Raw genomic sequence first — 17,424 nt, forward strand, 5'->3', positions numbered from 1 at the left:
CCGACCTCCCCCAACACACACCCCACTGACCACCCCGCCCCCACGGCGCCCACCCCCACGGCGGGCGCCACACCGGCACGCCCGGGCAGCGCCATCGCGGCGCACGCACGGCGCGCGGGCACGGAGCGCGAGCAAGCGAGCGAGGAGGCGGGGAAACGAGCTCGACCCTGGGGTCAGCCCCCGGAGACGCTCAGCTCCGCCTCACGCAGCCGCAGCTCGAGATCCGGCGTGATGTCCTGCGTGTCCAGCCATCCCTCGGGGCACGCCGGCACGCGGGCCGAACCCTGACGCCCGCGTGGCCCCTCGGCCTCCTCGCCCGGATACGGCGCCTCGAGGTCGAGGGTGTCGAGGATGTCCCGCAGCTCGGCAAGAGTCGACACGAGCCCGAGCGACCGGCGCACCTCGCCACCCACCGGGTAGCCCTTGAGGTACCAGGACATATGCTTGCGGATCTCGCGCATCGCCTTGTCCTCGTCATCGCCGAAGTGGCCGACCATGAGCTCGCCGTGGCGGTAGATGGCGGCCGCAACCTCGCGCAGTCCGGGCTGGACCCGCTCAGGGCGCCCCTCGAAGGCGGCCTGCAGATCCGCGAACAGCCACGGCCGGCCCATGCATCCACGCCCGACGACCACCCCGTCGCACCCGGTCTCCTCGACCATGCGGATCGCGTCCTCGGCCTGCCAGATGTCACCGTTGCCCAGTACCGGGATCGACGTGACCGTCTCCTTGAGGCGAGCGATCGCGGACCAGTCCGCCGTCCCGCTGTAGTACTCGGCAGCCGTGCGCGCATGCAGCGCGACCGCGGCCACACCTTCCTTCTCAGCGGTGCGGCCCGCATCCAGATAGGTGAGGTGGTCATCGTCGACGCCCTTGCGCATCTTCACCGTGACCGGGATGTCGAACTTCGACGCCTCGCGCACCGCGGCCCGCACGATGTCGCGGAACAGGTCCCGCTTCCACGGCAGGACCGCTCCCCCGCCCTTGCGGGTGACCTTAGGCACCGGGCAGCCGAAGTTCATGTCGATGTGGTCCGCGCGGTCCTCCTCGCAGATCATCTTCACGGCCGCGCCGATGGTCGCCGGGTCGACGCCGTACACCTGGACCGAGCGCGGGGTCTCGTCCGGGTCGTGCGCGATGATGCGCAGCGACTCGGGCGTCCGCTCGACGAGCGCGCGCGACGTCACCATCTCGGCCACGTAGAGCCCTCCGCCGTGCTCGCGGCACAGGCGGCGGAACGCGGCGTTGGTGATGCCGGCCATCGGCGCGAGGATCACGGGCGTGTCCACCTCGAGCGGGCCGATGCGCAGCGGCGGGAGCAGGCGGGTGGTCGGGGTCATAGGGTCCATTCTCTCAGGCCCCGGATGGGACCCGGGCGGGCACGATGCGGCGCGCACGCGAAGCGCTCGGCACCACCCGGGCGAGGCCCAACCGACGGCAGGCGCACTCGCGCCCGGGCCGCTGAGGGAAAGCCCGGGCGCGAGGCGCCGTGGCGCAGCGACCAGGCGCGCAGCCACGACGTGCAATGAGGGACGGCGGCATTCGCCTGTGTCCCCCAGAGGATGCGATCCGCATCCCCGAATGCCCGCCACGACAAGGTTGGGGCCACGGCGTATGGCGCGTCAAGAGGAACGGGGCAAATCAGTGGAAAACATCACGTTTCGGTCACATTTGGCCGCGTCAAAGCCCCATCCGAGGGCTTCTGAGCCTCAGCCGAGCCCTCATGAGCACCCGAATCCACGGAAGGCTCATCGCCCGGCCCGGCAGCCGCATCGTCCTCCTCCTCGCCGCTGAAGCCCACGATCATGGCGCCGATCGCCGTGGTGAGCGGCACCGCGAGCACGAGGCCGATCGACCCGACCAGCGTCCGCACCACCTCGCCCGCGAGCTCGGAGGAGGTGATCGCCCCCGAGACCGGGTCGTCGTACGCCGCGATGAGCATGATGAGCGGCAGCGAGGCGCCCACGTACGCGAAGGCGATCGTGTAGACGGTGGACGCGATGTGGTCGCGGCCGATGCGCATGCCGCGTGAGAACAGCTGCCACGCCCCGAGGTCGGGACGCGCCTTGCCCAGCTCCCACACGGCCGAGGCCTGGGTGATGGTCACGTCGTTGAGGACGCCGAGCCCCGCGATCATGAGCCCGCACAGCGCGAGCCCGTGAAGCGAGATCGAGGCGTCCAGGAACGTGAGGTTGATCTCCGCCTCGGAGGGCACCCCGGGGATGTTCGCCGCATGGACGGCCCACGTGCCCAGGATGGCCGTCGCGAAGAGGCCCGCCACCGTCCCGAGGTAGGCGGTGGTGGTGCGCGCGTTGAAGCCGTGCGCGATGTAGAGGAGCACCGCGAGCGCGCCCACCGATGTCACCAGCCCGACCAGCGGCGCGCTCGCGCCGTCGAACAGCGCCGGCACCGTGTAGAACGCGATGATGCCGAACGCCGCCGCGAGGCCCAGCAGCGCCCCGATCCCCCGCCACCACGCCACCGCGACGACCAGCACGACGTAGACGATCAGCAGCGCGAGGATCGGCGAGGTGCGTTCGAAGTCGGAGAAGACCACGCTGCCGTCGTCGAGCTCGACCACCCGCAGCTCGTCGCCCGGGTTGAGCTCGAGGTTGGGGATGCCCGTGGGAGACAGCTCGCGCGACCCCTCGGCACCCTCGGTCGTGATCTCGACCGTGGTGACGCCCGACTCCAGGTCGGTGGCGACCACGGTGGCGTCGAGCCTGCGCGCGTCGGAGTACAGCAGAGTCTCCGACCCGAGCGAGTCCCACGACGAGGGCCATGTGAGCGCGGCACCCAGGACGACCGCCGCGAGCACGCCGCCCACAAGCGCCCACAGGAGGCGCGTCGTGGCGGCGGACGCCCGCGGCGGGACCTCGGAGTGCGAGTGCCCCGCCCCCAAGGTCAGGCCCCGATGAGGCGCTGCGCGAGGTAGCCGCTCACCTGCGAGAGCGCGACGCGCTCCTGCTGCATGGTGTCGCGGTCACGGATGGTGACGGCCTGATCGTCGAGCGTGTCGAAGTCGATCGTGATGCAGTACGGCGTCCCGACCTCGTCCTGACGGCGGTAGCGCTTGCCGATCGACTGCGTGACGTCCACGTCGATGTTCCACGCGCCGCGGAGCTCCTTCGCGAGGCTCTCGGCCGTGGGCACCAGGTCCGCGGACTTCGACAGCGGCAGCACCGCGGCCTTGACCGGCGCGAGGCGGTGGTCCAGGCGCAGCACGGTGCGGGTCTCGGTGCCGCCCTTCGCGGTGGGCACCTCCTCCTCGGTGTACGCCTCGACCAGGAAGGCCATGAGCGAGCGGGACAGGCCGGCGGCCGGCTCGATCACGTACGGCACGTAGCGCTCGTTCGTGGCCGGGTCCAGGTAGCTGAGGTCCTTGCCCGAGTGCTTGGCGTGCGTCGACAGGTCGAAGTCGGTGCGGTTCGCGATGCCCTCGAGCTCGCCCCACTCCGAGCCCTGGAAGCCGAAGCGGTACTCGATGTCCGTGGTGCCCTTCGAGTAGTGCGAGAGCTTCTCCTGCGGGTGCTCGTAGAGGCGCAGGTTGTCCTCGGAGATGCCCAGGTCCGTGTACCAGTCCTTGCGGGTCTGGATCCAGTGCTGGTGCCACTCCTCGTCGGTGCCGGGCACCACGAAGAACTCCATCTCCATCTGCTCGAACTCGCGGGTGCGGAAGATGAAGTTGCCGGGGGTGATCTCGTTGCGGAAGGACTTGCCCACCTGCGCGATGCCGAACGGGGGCTTCTGGCGCGCGGTGCGCATGACGTTCTCGAAGTTGATGAAGATGCCCTGCGCGGTCTCGGGGCGCAGGTAGTGCAGCCCGGAGTCGTCGGAGGCGGCGCCCAGGTAGGTGCGCAGCAGGCCGTTGAACATCTTCGGCTCGGTCCACTGCCCGCGGGTGCCGCACGCGGCACACGCGATCTCGGCGAGGCCGCCCTCGGGCGCGCGGCCCTTCTTCTCCTCGAACTCCTCGAGCAGGTGGTCCTCGCGATAGCGCTTGTGGCAGGACAGGCACTCGACAAGCGGGTCGACGAAGGCCGCGATGTGGCCGGAGGCCTCCCAGACCTGCGGCGGCAGGATGACGGACGAGTCGAGACCGACGATGTCGTCACGCGAGGTGACCATCGCGCGCCACCACTGACGCTTGATGTTCTCCTTGAGCTCGACGCCCAGCGGTCCGTAGTCCCACGCGGAGCGCGTGCCTCCGTAGATCTCGCCGCACGGGAACACGAAGCCGCGGCGCTTCGCGAGCGAGATGGCGTTGTCGAGACGGCTGGGTGCGGCCACGTGATGCTCCTTGTGCAAGGGGGTCGGAATCGCTCGCGACAGTCTAGCGGCGCGTCGCGCCCTGGACGATGCGCGCACAACCGGGCCACGCAGCGCGCGCCGTTCCGGCGGGTCGCCTGGGACCACAGTCCTGATTTCGACAATCATTCTCAACTGTGCCTAGAATGACGACCATGAAGAAGACCTCCGCCCTCATCGCCGCCGCCGCGGCCTCGACCCTCACGCTGACCGCCTGCTCCACCTCGGAGCCGAGCGTCGACGGGTCCGCCTCCGGCGATGGCGCCCTCACGGTCGCGACCGCGTTCTACCCGCTGCAGTTCGTGGCCGAGCAGGTGGGCGGCGACCGCATCGTGGTGGTGTCGATGACCCCGGCCGGCGTCGAGCCGCACGATGTCGAGCTCTCCCCCGCCACCGTGCGCCATCTCGGCACCGCGGACCTTGCGCTGTACCTCTCGGAGTTCCAGCCCGCTGTCGACGACGCGATCTCGACCACCGGCGTCGAGGCGCTCGACGCCGCCGAGGTGATCGAGCTCCACGCGGCGGCGGAGCACGCCGACGAGGACCACGCCGAGGAGGAGGACGAGCACGACCACGGCTCGTCGGACCCGCACTTCTGGCTCGACCCCGACCTGCTGGCGCACTACGCCGATGCGGTCGGCGACGCCTTCGCCGCGGCCGACCCGGAGAACGCCGACACGTACACCGCCAACGCCGAGACGCTCCACGCGGCGCTCGAGGACCTCGACGCGCAGTACGAGTCGGGTCTCGCGCAGTGTGAGCGCGACACCATCGTGACCGGCCACGAGGCCTTCGGCTACCTTGCGGACGCGTACGGCCTGCACCAGGAGGGCATCGCCGGCCTCGACCCCGAGAGCGAGCCCTCGCCCGCGCGCATCCTCGAGATCAAGGACATCATCGCCGAGACCGGCGCGACCACCATCTTCACCGAGGACGCCGTGAGCGCGTCCGTCGCCGAGGCCCTCGCGAGCGACGTCGGCGTCGAGACCGAGGTCCTCAGCCCCGTGGAGACCGTGGCCGACGGCGACGACTACATTGGCGTCATGACCAGGAACCTCTCCGTGCTGGAGGATGCGCTCGGCTGTGAGTGAATCGTCCACGCCCACGGACGTCCCGCCCTCGTTGGTCGAGGCGCGGGACGTCCGCGTCTCCCTTCAGGGCACCGAGATCCTCCACGGCGTCTCGCTGACGGCCCGCCCCGGCGAGGTGGTGTCGCTCATGGGCGGCAACGGGTCCGGCAAGTCGACCTTCGTCCGCGCGATCGTCGGCGCCGTCCCCACCACCGCGGGAAGCATCGACCTGTTCGGCTCCCCCGCCTCCCCTCTGGCCCGTGCCCGGCTGGGCTACGTCCCGCAGCGCATCACGGCCGCGGGAGGCGTCTCCGCCACCGCGCTCGAGGTGGTGACCTCCGGGCTGCTCGGCAGCCGTGAGCGGGACGGTCGCGTCGGCTCCCGCCTGCGGGGGCTCGTCCCGCCCCGCGATGCCAAGGCCCGGGCCCGTGCCGCGCTCGCCTCGATGGGGGTCGAGGACCTCGCCAAGCGCGACGTGTCCCGCCTCTCGGGCGGACAGCAGCAGCGCGTCCTCATCGCGCGCGCGCTGGTCCGCAGGCCGCACCTGCTCATCCTCGACGAGCCCATGGCGGGCGTCGACCTCGAGTCGCAGGTCCAGTTCTCCCACACGCTCGGCCACCTCAAGGAGGAGGGCGTCGGCATCGTCGTCGTGCTGCACGAGCTCGGCGCGCTCACGCGCCATATCGACCGCGCGGTGGTCCTCGAGCACGGCTGCGTGACCTACGACGGCGTGCCGCCCAAGGATCTCGGCGTCCACGCCCTCCCCGGTCACGACCACGACCACCCGCATGCCGACCCGCCCGTCCGCGACGGCTCCTCGCTCGGATTGGAGGCGCCGTGAGCCTGCTGCAGGAGCCGCTGATCCAGCGGATGCTCATCGTCGGCCTGCTCGTCGGGGCTGCGGCCCCGGTGATGGGCACCTACCTCGTCCAGCGCCGCATGGCGCTGCTCGGCGACGGCATCGGCCACGTCGCCCTCGCCGGTGTCGCCGCGGGCTGGCTCGCCGGCGCGGCGTTCGACCTCGCGAAGCAGGACGCGCTCGCCATCCCGGGAGCCGTGCTCTTCGCGATCATCGGCGCGGTGGTGATCGAGCGCATGCGCTCGCGCGGCACCGCCGCCGACATCGTCATGGCGATCCTCTTCTACGGAGGCATCGCGTCCGGCGTGCTCCTCATCGGGCTCGCGGGCGGCTCGAACGCGAACCTCCTGGGCTACCTGTTCGGATCGATCTCCACGGTCACCTGGGGCGACGTCTGGATGAGCGTGGGCCTCGCCGCCCTGATCCTGGTGATCGGGCTCGGGCTCAGGGCCGCGCTGTTCTCCGTCACCCATGATCAGGAGTTCGCGCGCTCCACCGGCCTCCCGGTGGATGCGCTCAACATGGTCGTCGCTGTGCTCGCCGCCGTCACCATCACGGTCGCCATGCGCGTGGTCGGCGTGCTGCTGGTGAGCGCCCTCATGATCGTGCCCGTCGCGATCGCGCAGCTGCTCACGCGCTCCTTCTCGCGCACCATGCACCTCGCCATGGGGATCGGCGCGGTGCTGACCCTGACGGGCATCTGGATCACCGTGTTCCAGGACATCCAGCCCGGCTCGCTGATCGTGGTGCTCGGTGTGGCGCTCTACGTCGTGGTGGCCGCCGTCACCAGCCTGCTCAAGGGAGTCCGTCGATGAACGCCACGACACCCGCGCCTCGCATGACCCGCCAGCGCCGCGAGATCCTCGAGGCGCTCGACACGCGCGACTTCCGCTCGGCCCAGGCCTGGCACGAGCGCCTGCGCTCCGAGGGCTCCACCATCGGCCTCGCGACGGTGTACCGAGGTCTCCAGTCGCTCGCCGACCAGGGCGAGGTCGATGCCGTGGTCGCCGAGTCCGGCGAGACCCTCTACCGTCGGTGCGAGGCCGGCGACGAGCACCACCACCACCTCCGCTGCCGCGCGTGCGGCAAGGCGGTCGAGATCGACGTGCCGGAGTTCGAGGCCTTCGCGCACCGCATCGCCGAGCAGCACAGCTACGGCGACATCCGCCACACGATCGAGCTCACGGGCGTCTGCCCCGAGTGCACGGCCGCGGGGAAGGGCTGATGCCCGGCATCCCCGACTTCGTCGAGAACGGCCCGTGGTGGTGGCTGTTCGCCGCGCTCGTCTGCATCGTGTTCTTCCGTACGCAGGCGACCTACTGGATCGCGCGCTGGGCGCGCGCGGGCGCCGATGCGGTCGCTGACCGCGCCGAGGCGCAGCACTCCAAGCGGGCGCGGATCGCACGCCGGTTCTCGGGCCCCACGATGGCGAAGGCCCAGGCCTTCACCGAGCGCTGGGGCTGGATCGCCATCCCGCTGTCGTTCCTCACGCTCGGAATCCAGTCGCTCGTCAACGGCGGTGCCGGCTACGCGCGCATGCACTGGGGCCGCTACACGCTCGCGATGATCCCCGGCTGCCTGCTGTGGGCGACCGCGTACGTGGTGGTCGGCTACTCCGCGTTCAAGGCCTTCACCATGTCCCCGTGGGCGCTCGGCGCGAGCGCGCTGCTGCTCGCCGCCGGCGTCGCGTACCTCGTGGCGCGCCGCCGCCGCGCGCCGCAGGACGCCGCCCTCGCATCGTCCCCGGCCGAAGGGTCCTGACCTCTCAGGCCGCGCCGAAGCGCCGGTTGCGCCGCGCGTACTCCTCGATCGCGGCCCACAGGTGCGTGCGGTCCACGTCCGGCCACAGCGTGTCGCTGAACACGTACTCCGCGTAGGCCGCCTGCCACGGCAGGAAGTTGCTCGACCGCTGCTCTCCGGAGGACCTCCAGAACAGGTCCACGTCGGGCATGTCGGGCTCGTCCAGGTGAGCCGCGAGGGTCTTCTCGTTCACCTTGGACGGGTCGAGCTCCCCCGCCGCGACGCGCATCGCGATCGCCTTGGCGGCATCGGCGATCTCCGCTCGCCCCCCGTAGTTCACGCACATGGTGAGCGTGAGGCCGGTGTTGTCCTGCGTGAGCTCCTCGGCCCTCTCGAGCTCCGTGATGACGGAGCGCCACAGCTTGGGGCGCCGTCCCGCCCAGCGCACGCGCACGCCCCACGAGTGCATCTCGTCGCGGCGGCGACGGATCACGTCGCGGTTGAAGCCCATGAGGAAACGCACCTCCTCGGGACTGCGCTTCCAGTTCTCGGTGGAGAACGCGTAGGCGCTGAGGTGGGTGACGCCGATCTCGACCGCGCCGGCGACCACGTCGAGCAGCGAGGCCTCGCCGCGCTCGTGACCGGCGGTGCGGGGAAGGCCGCGCTCCTTCGCCCAGCGCCCGTTGCCGTCCATCACCACCGCGACGTGCTTCGGCACGGCCTCGGGCGGGAGGGCGGGCGGCGTCGCGCCGGAGGCGTGCGGGAACGGGGCGGCGTAGGTCACGCCGGTCAGCCTATCGGCGGACGATGCGCGGCAGGGTCGGGCACGGCCCGCCCCCGGAGCGGCCGGGCCACCGGGACCCCGCTACTCCCCCAGGCTCTCGGAGACCACGGCGAGCGCCGCCGCGCGCGCCTCCCGCGCACGCGGGCCCCTGCGCACCACGAACGCCTCGACCAACGCCTCGATGACGAGCGCGAACGCGGCCCGCGACGTCTGCGTGAGCTCGTCCTGGAACGAGTCGGTCACGGGCGGCACCACCAGCGTGGTGGTGGCGCGCGCCACGAGCGGCGCGCGCGAGAAGGCCGTGAGCGCGAGCACGGTGGCGCCCGCCTCGCGCGCCGCGTCGGCGGCGTGAAGCGACCCCACCGTCGCCCCGGAGCCCGAGATGACGAACAGGACGTCACCCGGGCGGAGCTGCCGCGCCGCGATGTGCTGCGACAGAGGGTCGGGCTGGAACTCGACGGGACGGCCGGCGCTCGTGAGACGCATCGCCGCGTCGTGCCCGAGCGGCGCGGACAGGCCGCTCGCCGCGATCACCAGCCGGGGGGCCTCGTCGAGCGCCGTCACGAAGGCCTCGACCACGTCCGCCGTGAGAGCCGCGGCCGTGTGCGGCAGGGACCGGGCGAAGCGATCGACCGCCGCCTGGACCACACCCAGGCTCCCCTCCGCGACCGGTGCGGCGGGCGCCGCGAGGGCGCGTTCGCGTGCGAGCGCGACCCGCAGCTGCGGGTAGCCGTCGAAGCCGAGCGTCTGCGCGGTGCGGACCACCGAGGCGCGGCCCACGCCGACCGCGTCGGCGAGCTCCTGCGCCGTCATGTCGACGGCGCACTCGACGTCCGCGGCGATCGCCTCGGCCACCTTGCGCTCACCCCTGGCGAGCGAGGGCACGAGCGCCGCGATGCGCACCGTCGGGGGTGCGTCAGGAGCTCCTGTCCACGCCACGAACCTTGGCCCCTTCCATGATCCTGCGGCGGATCGCGCCGGAGACGGCGTCGATGGTCATCGTCACCACGACCACCACGATGATGAGCACGCCCACGGTGTCCCACTGCCGATGCTGAGTGTAGGTGGTGAGCATGTCGCCGATGCCGCCCACGCCGATGAGCCCCAGGATGGCCGACGTGCGGACGTTGATCTCGAAGCGGTACAGCGCGAGGGACGCGAGCTCGGGCGAGATCACGGGCCACAGCCCCCAGCGCACGGTCGCGAGCAGTCCCCCGCCGCTCGCGCGCACGGCCTCGACCGCGCCCCCCGGCGCCGACTCGACGGTCTCGTACGTCCACTTCGCGTGCGTGCCGATCCCGCCGATCGCGAGCGCGAGCGCGCCGGTGAACGGCGTGAGGCCCGTGACGGTGAGGATGATGATCGCGATGACCACCTCGGGCACGGCGCGGATCACGGCGAACAGCCCGCGCAGCGGCAGGCGGAGCCACAGCGGGCCCACGCCCTCGGCCGCGGGGATGCCGAGCATCGTCGACAGCACCACGCCCAGCAGCGCACCGAGCCACGCCATCGACACCGAGCGCCACGTCTGGCGCAGGGCCTCGGGCAGCATCGACCAGTCGGGGTCGGAGAACATCAGCGTGCCGTAGTGGACCAGGTCGCCGGGCAGGTCGGCGAGCTTGTCCCACTCGATGTCGAGGCCCACGAAGGCGGCGAGCACCACGGCGGCGACGGCCCAGGAGGCGATCCTCACCGCGAGGCGGCGGGGCTTGGGCGGCGCGATCGGCGCGCGCACGGCGAGCGCGGTCATCGCAGCCTCTTCCGTAGGACGTTGGACGCGAGCTCGATCAGCACCACCACGATGAGGATCTCCAGGACGATGGTCGAGAGCGCGTCGTAGCGGTAGAAGCCGCGCATCTCGTCGATGAGGCGGCCGATGCCGCCCGCGCCCACGAGGCCCAGGATCGCGGAGATGCGCACGTTGAGCTCGAGCGAGTACAGCACCTGCGACACGTAGGCCGGCCACGTCTGCGGCAGCGCCGTGAGGCGGTTGATCTGGGCCTGGGTGCCGCCCGCCGCACGGCCTGCCTCCATGTAGGCGGAGTCCGCCGAGTCGATCGCCTCGGAGACCAGCTTGACCACGATGCCCACGTCGAACAGCACCAGGGTGATGACGCCCGGGAGCGCACCCACACCGACCATCGCGACGAGGATCGTCGCGTAGACCAGGTCGGGCACGGCGCGGACCATGTTGAGCACGAACCGCACGGCCATGCGCGTGGGGGTGTGCGGGTTGGTCGGACGCGCCGCCCACATCGACAACGGGATCGCCAGCGCCGCGGAGATCGCGGCGCCCACGACGGCCATCTGCAGCGTCTCGAGCAGCGGCTGCCACGTGCGCGGCAGCACCGAGAGGTCGGGCGTCATCATCTGAGCGATACGGTCCGCGCCGTTGGTCCAGTTCTTCGCGATCGCACCCAGGTCGATCTCGACCCCGCCGAGCGCGGGCGTCGCGGTGAGCGCCGTGAGCACCGCGAGCGCGCCGACGATGCCGAGCGTGCGCGGCCACGTGCGCGGTCGCGCCGGGATCGCCGTGGTCGTCACGTCACTCCCCCAGCCGGTCGCGTGCCTGGACGGGACGCCCGTAGATCGCCTCGAAGTCCGCGTCGGTCGCGGTCGCGGCGGGGCCGTCGAAGACCACCTCGCCCGCGCGCAGGCCGATCATGCGGGTCGTGTACTGACGCGCGAGGTCCATGAGATGCAGGTTCACCAGCACCGTGAGGCCGCGCGAGGCGTTGATGTCCTCGAGGTCCGCCATCACGGCATGAGCGGTCGGCGGGTCGAGGCTCGCGACGGGCTCGTCGGCGAGCATCACCGCCGGCTCCTGGCTGAGCGCACGGGCGATCGCGACGCGCTGCTTCTGCCCGCCGGAGAGGGCGCCGGCGCGGTGCCAGACCTTCTCGAGCATGCCGACCGAGTCGAGCGACCGCATCACCATCTCGCGGTCCTCGGCGGAGGCCAGCCCGAGCATCGTCCGCCACGTGGGCATGTGCGCGAAGCGGCCCACCAGCGCGTTGTGGAACACGCTCGCGCGGTCCGCGAGGTTGAAGGCCTGGAAGATCATGCCGATGTCCCCGCGCGCCTCGCGCAGCGCGCGCCCGCGCAGCTCGCTCACGGCGTGGGGTCCGACCGTGACGCGTCCGCCCGTGGGCTGCACGAGCCCGTTGATGGTGCGGATCATCGTCGACTTGCCCGAGCCGGACAGCCCCACGACGGCCACCATCTCGCCTGCCGCGATCGACAGGGAGACGTTCTTGAGCGCGACGACCCCGTTCGGGTACCGCACGGTGACGTCGTCGAGCTCGATGGGCCACGGCCCGGAGGCCGGGGGCGTGCCGCCCCCGGCCTCGGACCTGGTGAGGGTGTCGCTCATCACTCTCCGCTGAAGCGGGCGTTGACCTCGCGGGCGAGGTCGATCGCCGCGGCGTCCGCCGGGACCCAGTCGGTCTGGCTGAAGATGTTCATCAGCGTGTCCGGGTCCACGTCGGCGAAGCCGTCGAGCAGCGCCGTGATCTCGTCGCGCAGGTCCGCGGGGAGCTCGTCCGAGAGGACCACGCCGCCGTTGGGGTACATCTCCGACAGGCCGAAGACGACGACCTTCTCGCCCAGGTCGGGGACCTCCTCCGCGGAGACCGAGGACCGCGCGTCCCAGTACGCGAAGCCCACCTCGGCGTCGCCGTTGTAGACCGCCATGAGCAGCGTGTCGTTGCCGGTCACCGGGACCTGGTCGAGCGAGTCGATGTCGACGCCGTTGGCCTCGAGCGCGAGCACGGGGAGCTGGTAGCCGGCGGGCGAGGTGGTGTTGCCGAACGCGACAGCGGTGCCCTCCTCGATCAGCGCGAGCTTGTCCTGCGCGACGGGACCGACGCCGGTGTTGTCCTCGCCGGACGCGACGCCGTTGCAGTAGAGGAACGTCTGGCCGGTCGCGGCGTAGGTCGCCTCGACGGGCTCGTCGTCGCAGTACTTGTCGGGGTTGTTGGTGAAGTACATCGAGGCGTACTGCGACGCGCCGTAGCGGACGTCCTGAAGCACCGCGTGGGCGCCGTAGAGGTCCTCGGCCGCGGCGAGCGAGCCCGCGTCCGCGATCGCGATCTGCGCCTGGCCGGAGCCGATCGCCTCGACGGCGGCCTGGTAGTCCTTGGTGACGACGCCCTCGACCGTGATCCCGAGCTCCTCGCTCAGGTAGTCGGTGAGCGGCTCGACCGACGTGATGAGGTCGGTGACGTTCTCGTTGGGGATCAGCGCGAGCGTGATCTCGGTGGGCCACTCCGAGCCGGCCTCGGCGGCGGTCCCGCCGGAGGTCGCGGTCGATGCGGGGTCGGCGTCGGCGCTGCAGCCGGCGAGCGCGACGAGGGCCGAGGCCGCGAGGCCAACGGTGATGAGCGGGGTGCGCATGTCAGACGTGCCTTTCATGAGGATGGGTGCTGCTCAGGAACGGGTGGTGCCGGTGGTGCGGGGCGTGCCGGACGGCACGTTCTCGAGGGGCGCCGAGTCGGCGGCCCACGCTTCGATCGCCGGGTACAGGAGCTCGAGGCGCTCCGCGGCGAAGGTGACCTCGGCTGGGGGTGCCGCGGCAGCGGCGCCCACGAGCGCCGTCGCGGCACCGCGCTCTCGCGCAGGCGCCAGGTCGAACTCGTCGATGTCTCCGACGGACAGCACGGGGCCGTGGTTCAGGGCCTCGTCGATCACCGCGGCGAGGCCGAGCGGCTTGCGCGCCGAGCACACGATCCGCCCGAAGGCGCCCGCAGCGCCGAGCGCGTCGAGCGCCTCTGCGATCCGCGTCTCGGGCGCGTTGGTGACCAGCACCAGCTCCGCGTGCGCGGCGAGGCGCCCCAGGAAGTCCCCGAGCCCGGGCGCGGGCTCGACGGGCGCATCGTCCGTCGCGAGCAGGTCGCGGCTGCGCAGGTAGCCCTGCTGGAGCGCGTCCTCGTCGATCCCGAGCCCCGCCGCCGCGACGGCGACTGCGTGATAGGCGTCGCGGTACAGGCCCGGCTCGGTCAGGAGCCGCGCCCGCTCGGTCGCCGCTGCGGCCGCGAAGCCCTCGACGCCGGCGACCTCGTCCACGCACCGGACGTAGGCGTCGAGGGGTCCCTCGCCCAACGCCAACGTCCCGTCGAAGTCGAAGATCACGGTACGCGGCACAGGGGCTCCTCCGGTCGGCTGAGGTGGATTCATCGCCCTTCTGGACGATGCGTCCAACCTAGCGGCCGGAAATGGACGGATAGGCCACGATCTGGTGAACATCCTGTTAAATAACGCGGTGATACCGCCGGTCCTGCCTACGAACGGTCGACGTGACCCAGGCTGCGCACCTTGCGCTCGAGATGGAACTGGGCATAGGCCGCGATCAGCCCCGCCGCGTCCCGCCGATGACGCGGGTCCGCCGCATCGGCGACGAGCCAGTCCCCCACCAGGAGCGCCTCGAGCAGCGAGAAGGTCTCCGGCGCCGGCGCCGCCGCCCCCGGCGGACGGCACGCCTCGCACACCGCGCCTCCCCCGCCGACGACGAACGCGCGGTGAGGCCCGGGGCGCCCGCAGCTCGCGCAGTCGCTGAAGCTCGGCTCGTAGCCCGCGAGCGCGAGCGCGCGCAGCAGGAAGCTGTCGAGCACCAGCCCGGCCTCGTGCTCGCCCCGGCTCAAGGTGCCGAGCGCGCCGTGCAGCAGGCGGTAGTGGTCCCACGCGGGCTCGCGCTCGTGGTCGACCAGCTTGTCCGCGGTCTCGACCATCGCGGTCGCCGCCGTGAACTTCGCGTAGTCCTCCGCGATCCGCCGGGCGTACGGCTCCTTGGTCTCCACCTGGCTCACGATGTCGAGGTTGCGCCCCTCGTAGAGCTGGACGTCGACGAGCATGAACGGCTCCATGCGCGAGCCGATCCGGCTCGACGTCCGGCGCACGCCCTTGGCGACGGCGCGCACCTTGCCGTGGCGCCGCGTGAGCATGGTGACGATGCGGTCCGCCTCACCCAGCTTGTGGGTGCGGAGGACGATGGCGTCGTCACGGTAGAGGGGCACGGTCCATTGTCGCGCGCGTCAGGCGCGCTCCCGCTCCACGGCACGCGCGAGGCCGTCGAGCAGCAGGTCGAGCCCGTAGTCGAACGAGTCCCCGAAGTTGAAGTCGGGCCGCATCGCGTGCTCCATCGCGAAGCGCGTCATCATCGGGTAGGCGCTCGGATCGAAGGCCGCGGCGATCTCCCCCGCCAGCTCCGCGTCCTGGTCCCCGCGCTGCACCGCGAGGTTGGCCTCCTGCATCGCGAAGCCGTAGACGAAGCTGTCGAGGACCGCGTAGGCGTGCGCCACGAGCGGCAGCGGCATGCCGGCGCGGTCGAGCGTCACCAGCACCGACTCGTGGTGCGCGAGGAGCTCGGGGCCCGGGTGGTGGCGCGACTCGAGCAGGGGCACCGCCCAAGGGTGACGCCCGAGAACCTCGCGCGCGGAACGGCAGCGCACGCGCAGCGCCTCGCGCCACTCGAGCTCCGCCGGCGGCTTCTCGATCTCCGAGAAGACGATGTCGACCATGCCGTCGAGCAGCACCTCCTTGCCGGCGACGTGGTGATAGATCGACATCGGCTTGGTCCCGAGGTGGTCCGCGAGCGCGCGGATGGTGAGCGCCTCGATCCCGTCGCGGTCGGCCAGCTCCATCGCCGCGGCGAGCACGCGCTCGCGCGACAGCCGCGGCTTGCGAACATCCTGCCTGGTATCTGACATTCTCTGCTCCTACCCTTGCGCGTCGTACTAAGTACGTCTACCGTCGAGCATAGCAAGTCGTACTAAGTACGAGTCACAACGACACGAGAAGGAGAACCGACATGACCGCCACCGTCCCCACCTCCACCACCACGATGCGAGCCGCCGTCCAGCGTCGCTACGCCGGCCCCGAGGAGATCCACGTCGAGACCGTCGAGGCGCCCACGCCCGGCACCGGCGAGGTGCTCATCGAGGTCCGCGCCGCCGGCGTCGACCGCGGCGTCTGGCACCTCGCCACCGGCCGGCCGCTCGTCATGCGCGTCATCGGCTTCGGCTTCCGCCGTCCCCGTCAGCCCATCTCGGGCGAGGACGTCGCGGGCGTCGTCGTCGGCATCGGCCCCGGGGTGACGCGCTTCTCGCTCGGCGACGAGGTGCTCGGCGCGGCCTCGGGCTCCTACGCGGAGCACGCCATCGCGAAGGAGGACCGCCTGGTCCGCAAGCCCGCGTCGCTGAGCTTCGAGGAGGCGGCCGTGACGCCCGTGTCCGGCGTCGCCGCCCTTCGGGCCGTCGAGCGGGCGACCATCACCCCCGGGCAGCGCGTGCTCGTCCTCGGCGCCTCGGGCGGGGTCGGCTCGTTCGCCGCGCAGCTCGCGGTCGCCGCGGGCGCCGCCGTCACCGGCGTCGCGAGCGCCGCCAAGGCCGATCTGGTCCGCTCGCTCGGCGCCGTCGAGGTGATCGACTACCGCACCACCGACATCACCGCCCTCAACCACGAGTTCGACGTGATCATCGACACCGGCGGCCTGACCCCGCTGCGCCGCCTGCGCCGCATCCTCTCCCCCACGGGCACGCTCGTGATCGTCGGCGGCGAGGGCGGCGACTCGCTCATGGGCGGCTCGACGCGGGCGCTCCTGTCCCCCCTGGTCTCGCTGTTCACGCGCCAGCGCCTCATGGGGCTGATGTCCGTCACCGCGGCGGCGCCGCTCGAGGACCTGGTGTCCCGCATCGAGGCCGGGGACCTCCGCCCCGCCCTCACCCGCACCTTCCCGCTCGCGGAGGCCGGCAAGGCCGTCTCCGAGCTCGCGGCCGGCCGCATCGCCGGCAAGGCGGCCGTCGTCGTCTCGCAGCCCTGACGCCACCAGCTCGACCCACCTCACCCGACAGGAGTCCCCGCATGACCGCCATGACAGCCGCAAACGCGCCGGGCGCCACCCGCGCGCCGGCCCCCGCGCCCGCATCGTCCGCCGTCGCCCGCTGGGCGGGCGCCGGATACCTCGCGATCTTCGCGCTCGCGATCTACGCCAACTTCGCCGTCCGCAACCGCCTGGTGGTGGCCGACGACCCGATGGCGACCATGACCGCCATCGCCGGCGACGCCTCGACGTTCCGCCTCGGGATCGCCGCGTTCACCACGATCACGGTGATCGACATCGGCATCGCCTGGGCGTTGCACCAGGTGCTTCGACCCAGCGGCGAGCAGCGCTCGCTCCTCGCGGCGTGGCTGCGCCTCGGCTACAGCGTGATCTTCGGCGCCGCCGTCACGTTCATGGCGGTGGCGCTGCACCTGGCCACGGGCGGCGATGCGGTCGCCGGTCTCGGGGACGAGGCACGGGCCGCGATGACGGGCACGGCGATGGAGGCCTTCGACGTCGCGTGGCTCATCGGCCTCGTGGTGTTCGGCCTCCATCTCATCGCCGTGGGCCGCATCCTCGTCGACGCCCGCCTCGCACCCCGTGCGCTCGGGTGGGCCCTCGCCGTCGCGGGAACCGCGTACATCGCGGACACGTTGACCCACGTGCTGCTCGCGGACTACGCGTCGGTCGCGGACCTGATGCTCGTGATCGTCATGATCCCCTCGATGGTCGCCGAGATGTGGCTGACCGTCTGGCTCCTCGCCGGGGCGCGCCGCGCCACGGTGGAGGCGAGCCGCGCGGAGCCGGAGGCGGTCCCGGCGTGACGCGCGGCGGAGGGGCGATGCCCCGG

Annotated in this window: 19 protein-coding genes; 7 read left to right on the plus strand and 12 right to left on the minus strand. The window is 71.8% G+C overall.

The features are described 5' to 3' along the window. Nucleotides 1-173: 173 nt before the first annotated feature. The 3 genes from dusB to AOM06_RS05980 form a co-directional block, all read right to left on the minus strand. Nucleotides 174-1,337 (minus strand): tRNA dihydrouridine synthase DusB, encoded by a 1,164-nt coding sequence (gene dusB, locus AOM06_RS05970; protein ID WP_062303846.1) that lies wholly within the window; start codon nucleotides 1,335-1,337, stop codon nucleotides 174-176. 314 nt (nucleotides 1,338-1,651) lie between these two features. Further along, nucleotides 1,652-2,899 carry a YibE/F family protein gene (locus AOM06_RS05975; protein WP_062303847.1) on the minus strand — a complete coding sequence of 416 codons (1,248 nt, stop codon included), beginning with the start codon at nucleotides 2,897-2,899 and terminating at the stop codon, nucleotides 1,652-1,654. Nucleotides 2,900-2,901: 2 nt separating this feature from the next. Continuing rightward, nucleotides 2,902-4,287, minus strand: coding sequence for a glycine--tRNA ligase (locus AOM06_RS05980; protein ID WP_062303848.1), 1,386 nt, complete (start codon nucleotides 4,285-4,287; stop codon nucleotides 2,902-2,904). Nucleotides 4,288-4,460: 173 nt separating this feature from the next. Between AOM06_RS05980 and AOM06_RS05985 the strand changes: the two genes are divergently transcribed. From AOM06_RS05985 to AOM06_RS06005, 5 genes are read left to right on the plus strand one after another with little or no spacing between them, the layout of a single operon-like run. Beyond that, nucleotides 4,461-5,396, plus strand: a complete 936-nt coding sequence (locus tag AOM06_RS05985; protein WP_228372871.1) for a metal ABC transporter substrate-binding protein — start codon at nucleotides 4,461-4,463, stop codon at nucleotides 5,394-5,396. After that, a complete protein-coding gene (locus AOM06_RS05990; RefSeq protein ID WP_228372872.1) occupies nucleotides 5,389-6,216 on the plus strand; it encodes a metal ABC transporter ATP-binding protein in 828 nt (275 codons plus the stop codon). The genes AOM06_RS05985 and AOM06_RS05990 overlap by 8 nt, the downstream gene beginning before the upstream one ends. Next, a complete protein-coding gene (locus AOM06_RS05995; RefSeq protein WP_267127764.1) occupies nucleotides 6,213-7,049 on the plus strand; it encodes a metal ABC transporter permease in 837 nt (278 codons plus the stop codon). The genes AOM06_RS05990 and AOM06_RS05995 overlap by 4 nt, the downstream gene beginning before the upstream one ends. Next, nucleotides 7,046-7,459: a Fur family transcriptional regulator gene (locus tag AOM06_RS06000; protein ID WP_062303851.1), complete on the plus strand. Its 414-nt coding sequence runs from the start codon at nucleotides 7,046-7,048 to the stop codon at nucleotides 7,457-7,459. The genes AOM06_RS05995 and AOM06_RS06000 overlap by 4 nt, the downstream gene beginning before the upstream one ends. Next, entirely contained in the window at nucleotides 7,459-7,995 is a 537-nt protein-coding gene (locus AOM06_RS06005; RefSeq protein ID WP_062303852.1) for a DedA family protein, read from the plus strand. Before AOM06_RS06000 ends, AOM06_RS06005 begins: the two co-directional genes overlap by 1 nt. Nucleotides 7,996-7,999: 4 nt before the next feature. Here the strand turns inward: AOM06_RS06005 and AOM06_RS06010 are convergent, their stop codons facing one another. The 9 genes from AOM06_RS06010 to AOM06_RS06050 form a co-directional block, all read right to left on the minus strand. After that, nucleotides 8,000-8,758, minus strand: a complete 759-nt coding sequence (locus AOM06_RS06010) for an isoprenyl transferase (protein ID WP_062303853.1) — start codon at nucleotides 8,756-8,758, stop codon at nucleotides 8,000-8,002. Between the two features lie 81 nt (nucleotides 8,759-8,839). Further along, entirely contained in the window at nucleotides 8,840-9,697 is an 858-nt protein-coding gene (locus AOM06_RS06015; protein ID WP_062303854.1) for a MurR/RpiR family transcriptional regulator, read from the minus strand. Continuing rightward, nucleotides 9,675-10,508: a phosphonate ABC transporter, permease protein PhnE gene (gene phnE / locus AOM06_RS06020; RefSeq protein ID WP_062303855.1), complete on the minus strand. Its 834-nt coding sequence runs from the start codon at nucleotides 10,506-10,508 to the stop codon at nucleotides 9,675-9,677. The genes AOM06_RS06015 and phnE (AOM06_RS06020) overlap by 23 nt, the downstream gene beginning before the upstream one ends. Next, complete coding sequence (gene phnE, locus AOM06_RS06025) at nucleotides 10,505-11,302, minus strand: phosphonate ABC transporter, permease protein PhnE (protein WP_062303856.1); 798 nt, start codon at nucleotides 11,300-11,302, stop codon at nucleotides 10,505-10,507. Before phnE (AOM06_RS06025) ends, phnE (AOM06_RS06020) begins: the two co-directional genes overlap by 4 nt. Nucleotide 11,303: 1 nt before the next feature. Continuing rightward, a complete protein-coding gene (phnC, locus tag AOM06_RS06030) occupies nucleotides 11,304-12,131 on the minus strand; it encodes a phosphonate ABC transporter ATP-binding protein (RefSeq protein ID WP_062303857.1) in 828 nt (275 codons plus the stop codon). Beyond that, nucleotides 12,131-13,153, minus strand: a complete 1,023-nt coding sequence (locus AOM06_RS06035) for a phosphate/phosphite/phosphonate ABC transporter substrate-binding protein (RefSeq protein ID WP_062303858.1) — start codon at nucleotides 13,151-13,153, stop codon at nucleotides 12,131-12,133. The genes phnC and AOM06_RS06035 overlap by 1 nt, the downstream gene beginning before the upstream one ends. A gap of 33 nt (nucleotides 13,154-13,186) precedes the next feature. After that, nucleotides 13,187-13,900, minus strand: coding sequence for an HAD family hydrolase (locus AOM06_RS06040; RefSeq protein WP_062303859.1), 714 nt, complete (start codon nucleotides 13,898-13,900; stop codon nucleotides 13,187-13,189). A 137-nt stretch (nucleotides 13,901-14,037) separates the two neighbouring features. Continuing rightward, nucleotides 14,038-14,769 (minus strand): DNA repair protein RecO, encoded by a 732-nt coding sequence (gene recO, locus AOM06_RS06045; protein ID WP_062303860.1) that lies wholly within the window; start codon nucleotides 14,767-14,769, stop codon nucleotides 14,038-14,040. 18 nt (nucleotides 14,770-14,787) lie between these two features. Next, nucleotides 14,788-15,462, minus strand: coding sequence for a TetR/AcrR family transcriptional regulator (locus tag AOM06_RS06050; protein WP_062303861.1), 675 nt, complete (start codon nucleotides 15,460-15,462; stop codon nucleotides 14,788-14,790). A gap of 101 nt (nucleotides 15,463-15,563) precedes the next feature. On the opposite strand from AOM06_RS06050, the gene AOM06_RS06055 reads away from it, so the two are divergent. Beyond that, complete coding sequence (locus AOM06_RS06055) at nucleotides 15,564-16,574, plus strand: NAD(P)-dependent alcohol dehydrogenase (RefSeq protein ID WP_228372873.1); 1,011 nt, start codon at nucleotides 15,564-15,566, stop codon at nucleotides 16,572-16,574. Nucleotides 16,575-16,615: 41 nt separating this feature from the next. Then, on the plus strand, nucleotides 16,616-17,398 hold the full coding sequence (locus AOM06_RS06060; RefSeq protein WP_062303862.1) for a DUF4386 domain-containing protein: 783 nt from the start codon (nucleotides 16,616-16,618) through the stop codon (nucleotides 17,396-17,398). The last annotated feature ends 26 nt before the right edge of the window (nucleotides 17,399-17,424 follow it).

The organism is Demequina subtropica (genome assembly GCF_000971235.1).
GTDB lineage: Bacteria > Actinomycetota > Actinomycetes > Actinomycetales > Demequinaceae > Demequina > Demequina subtropica.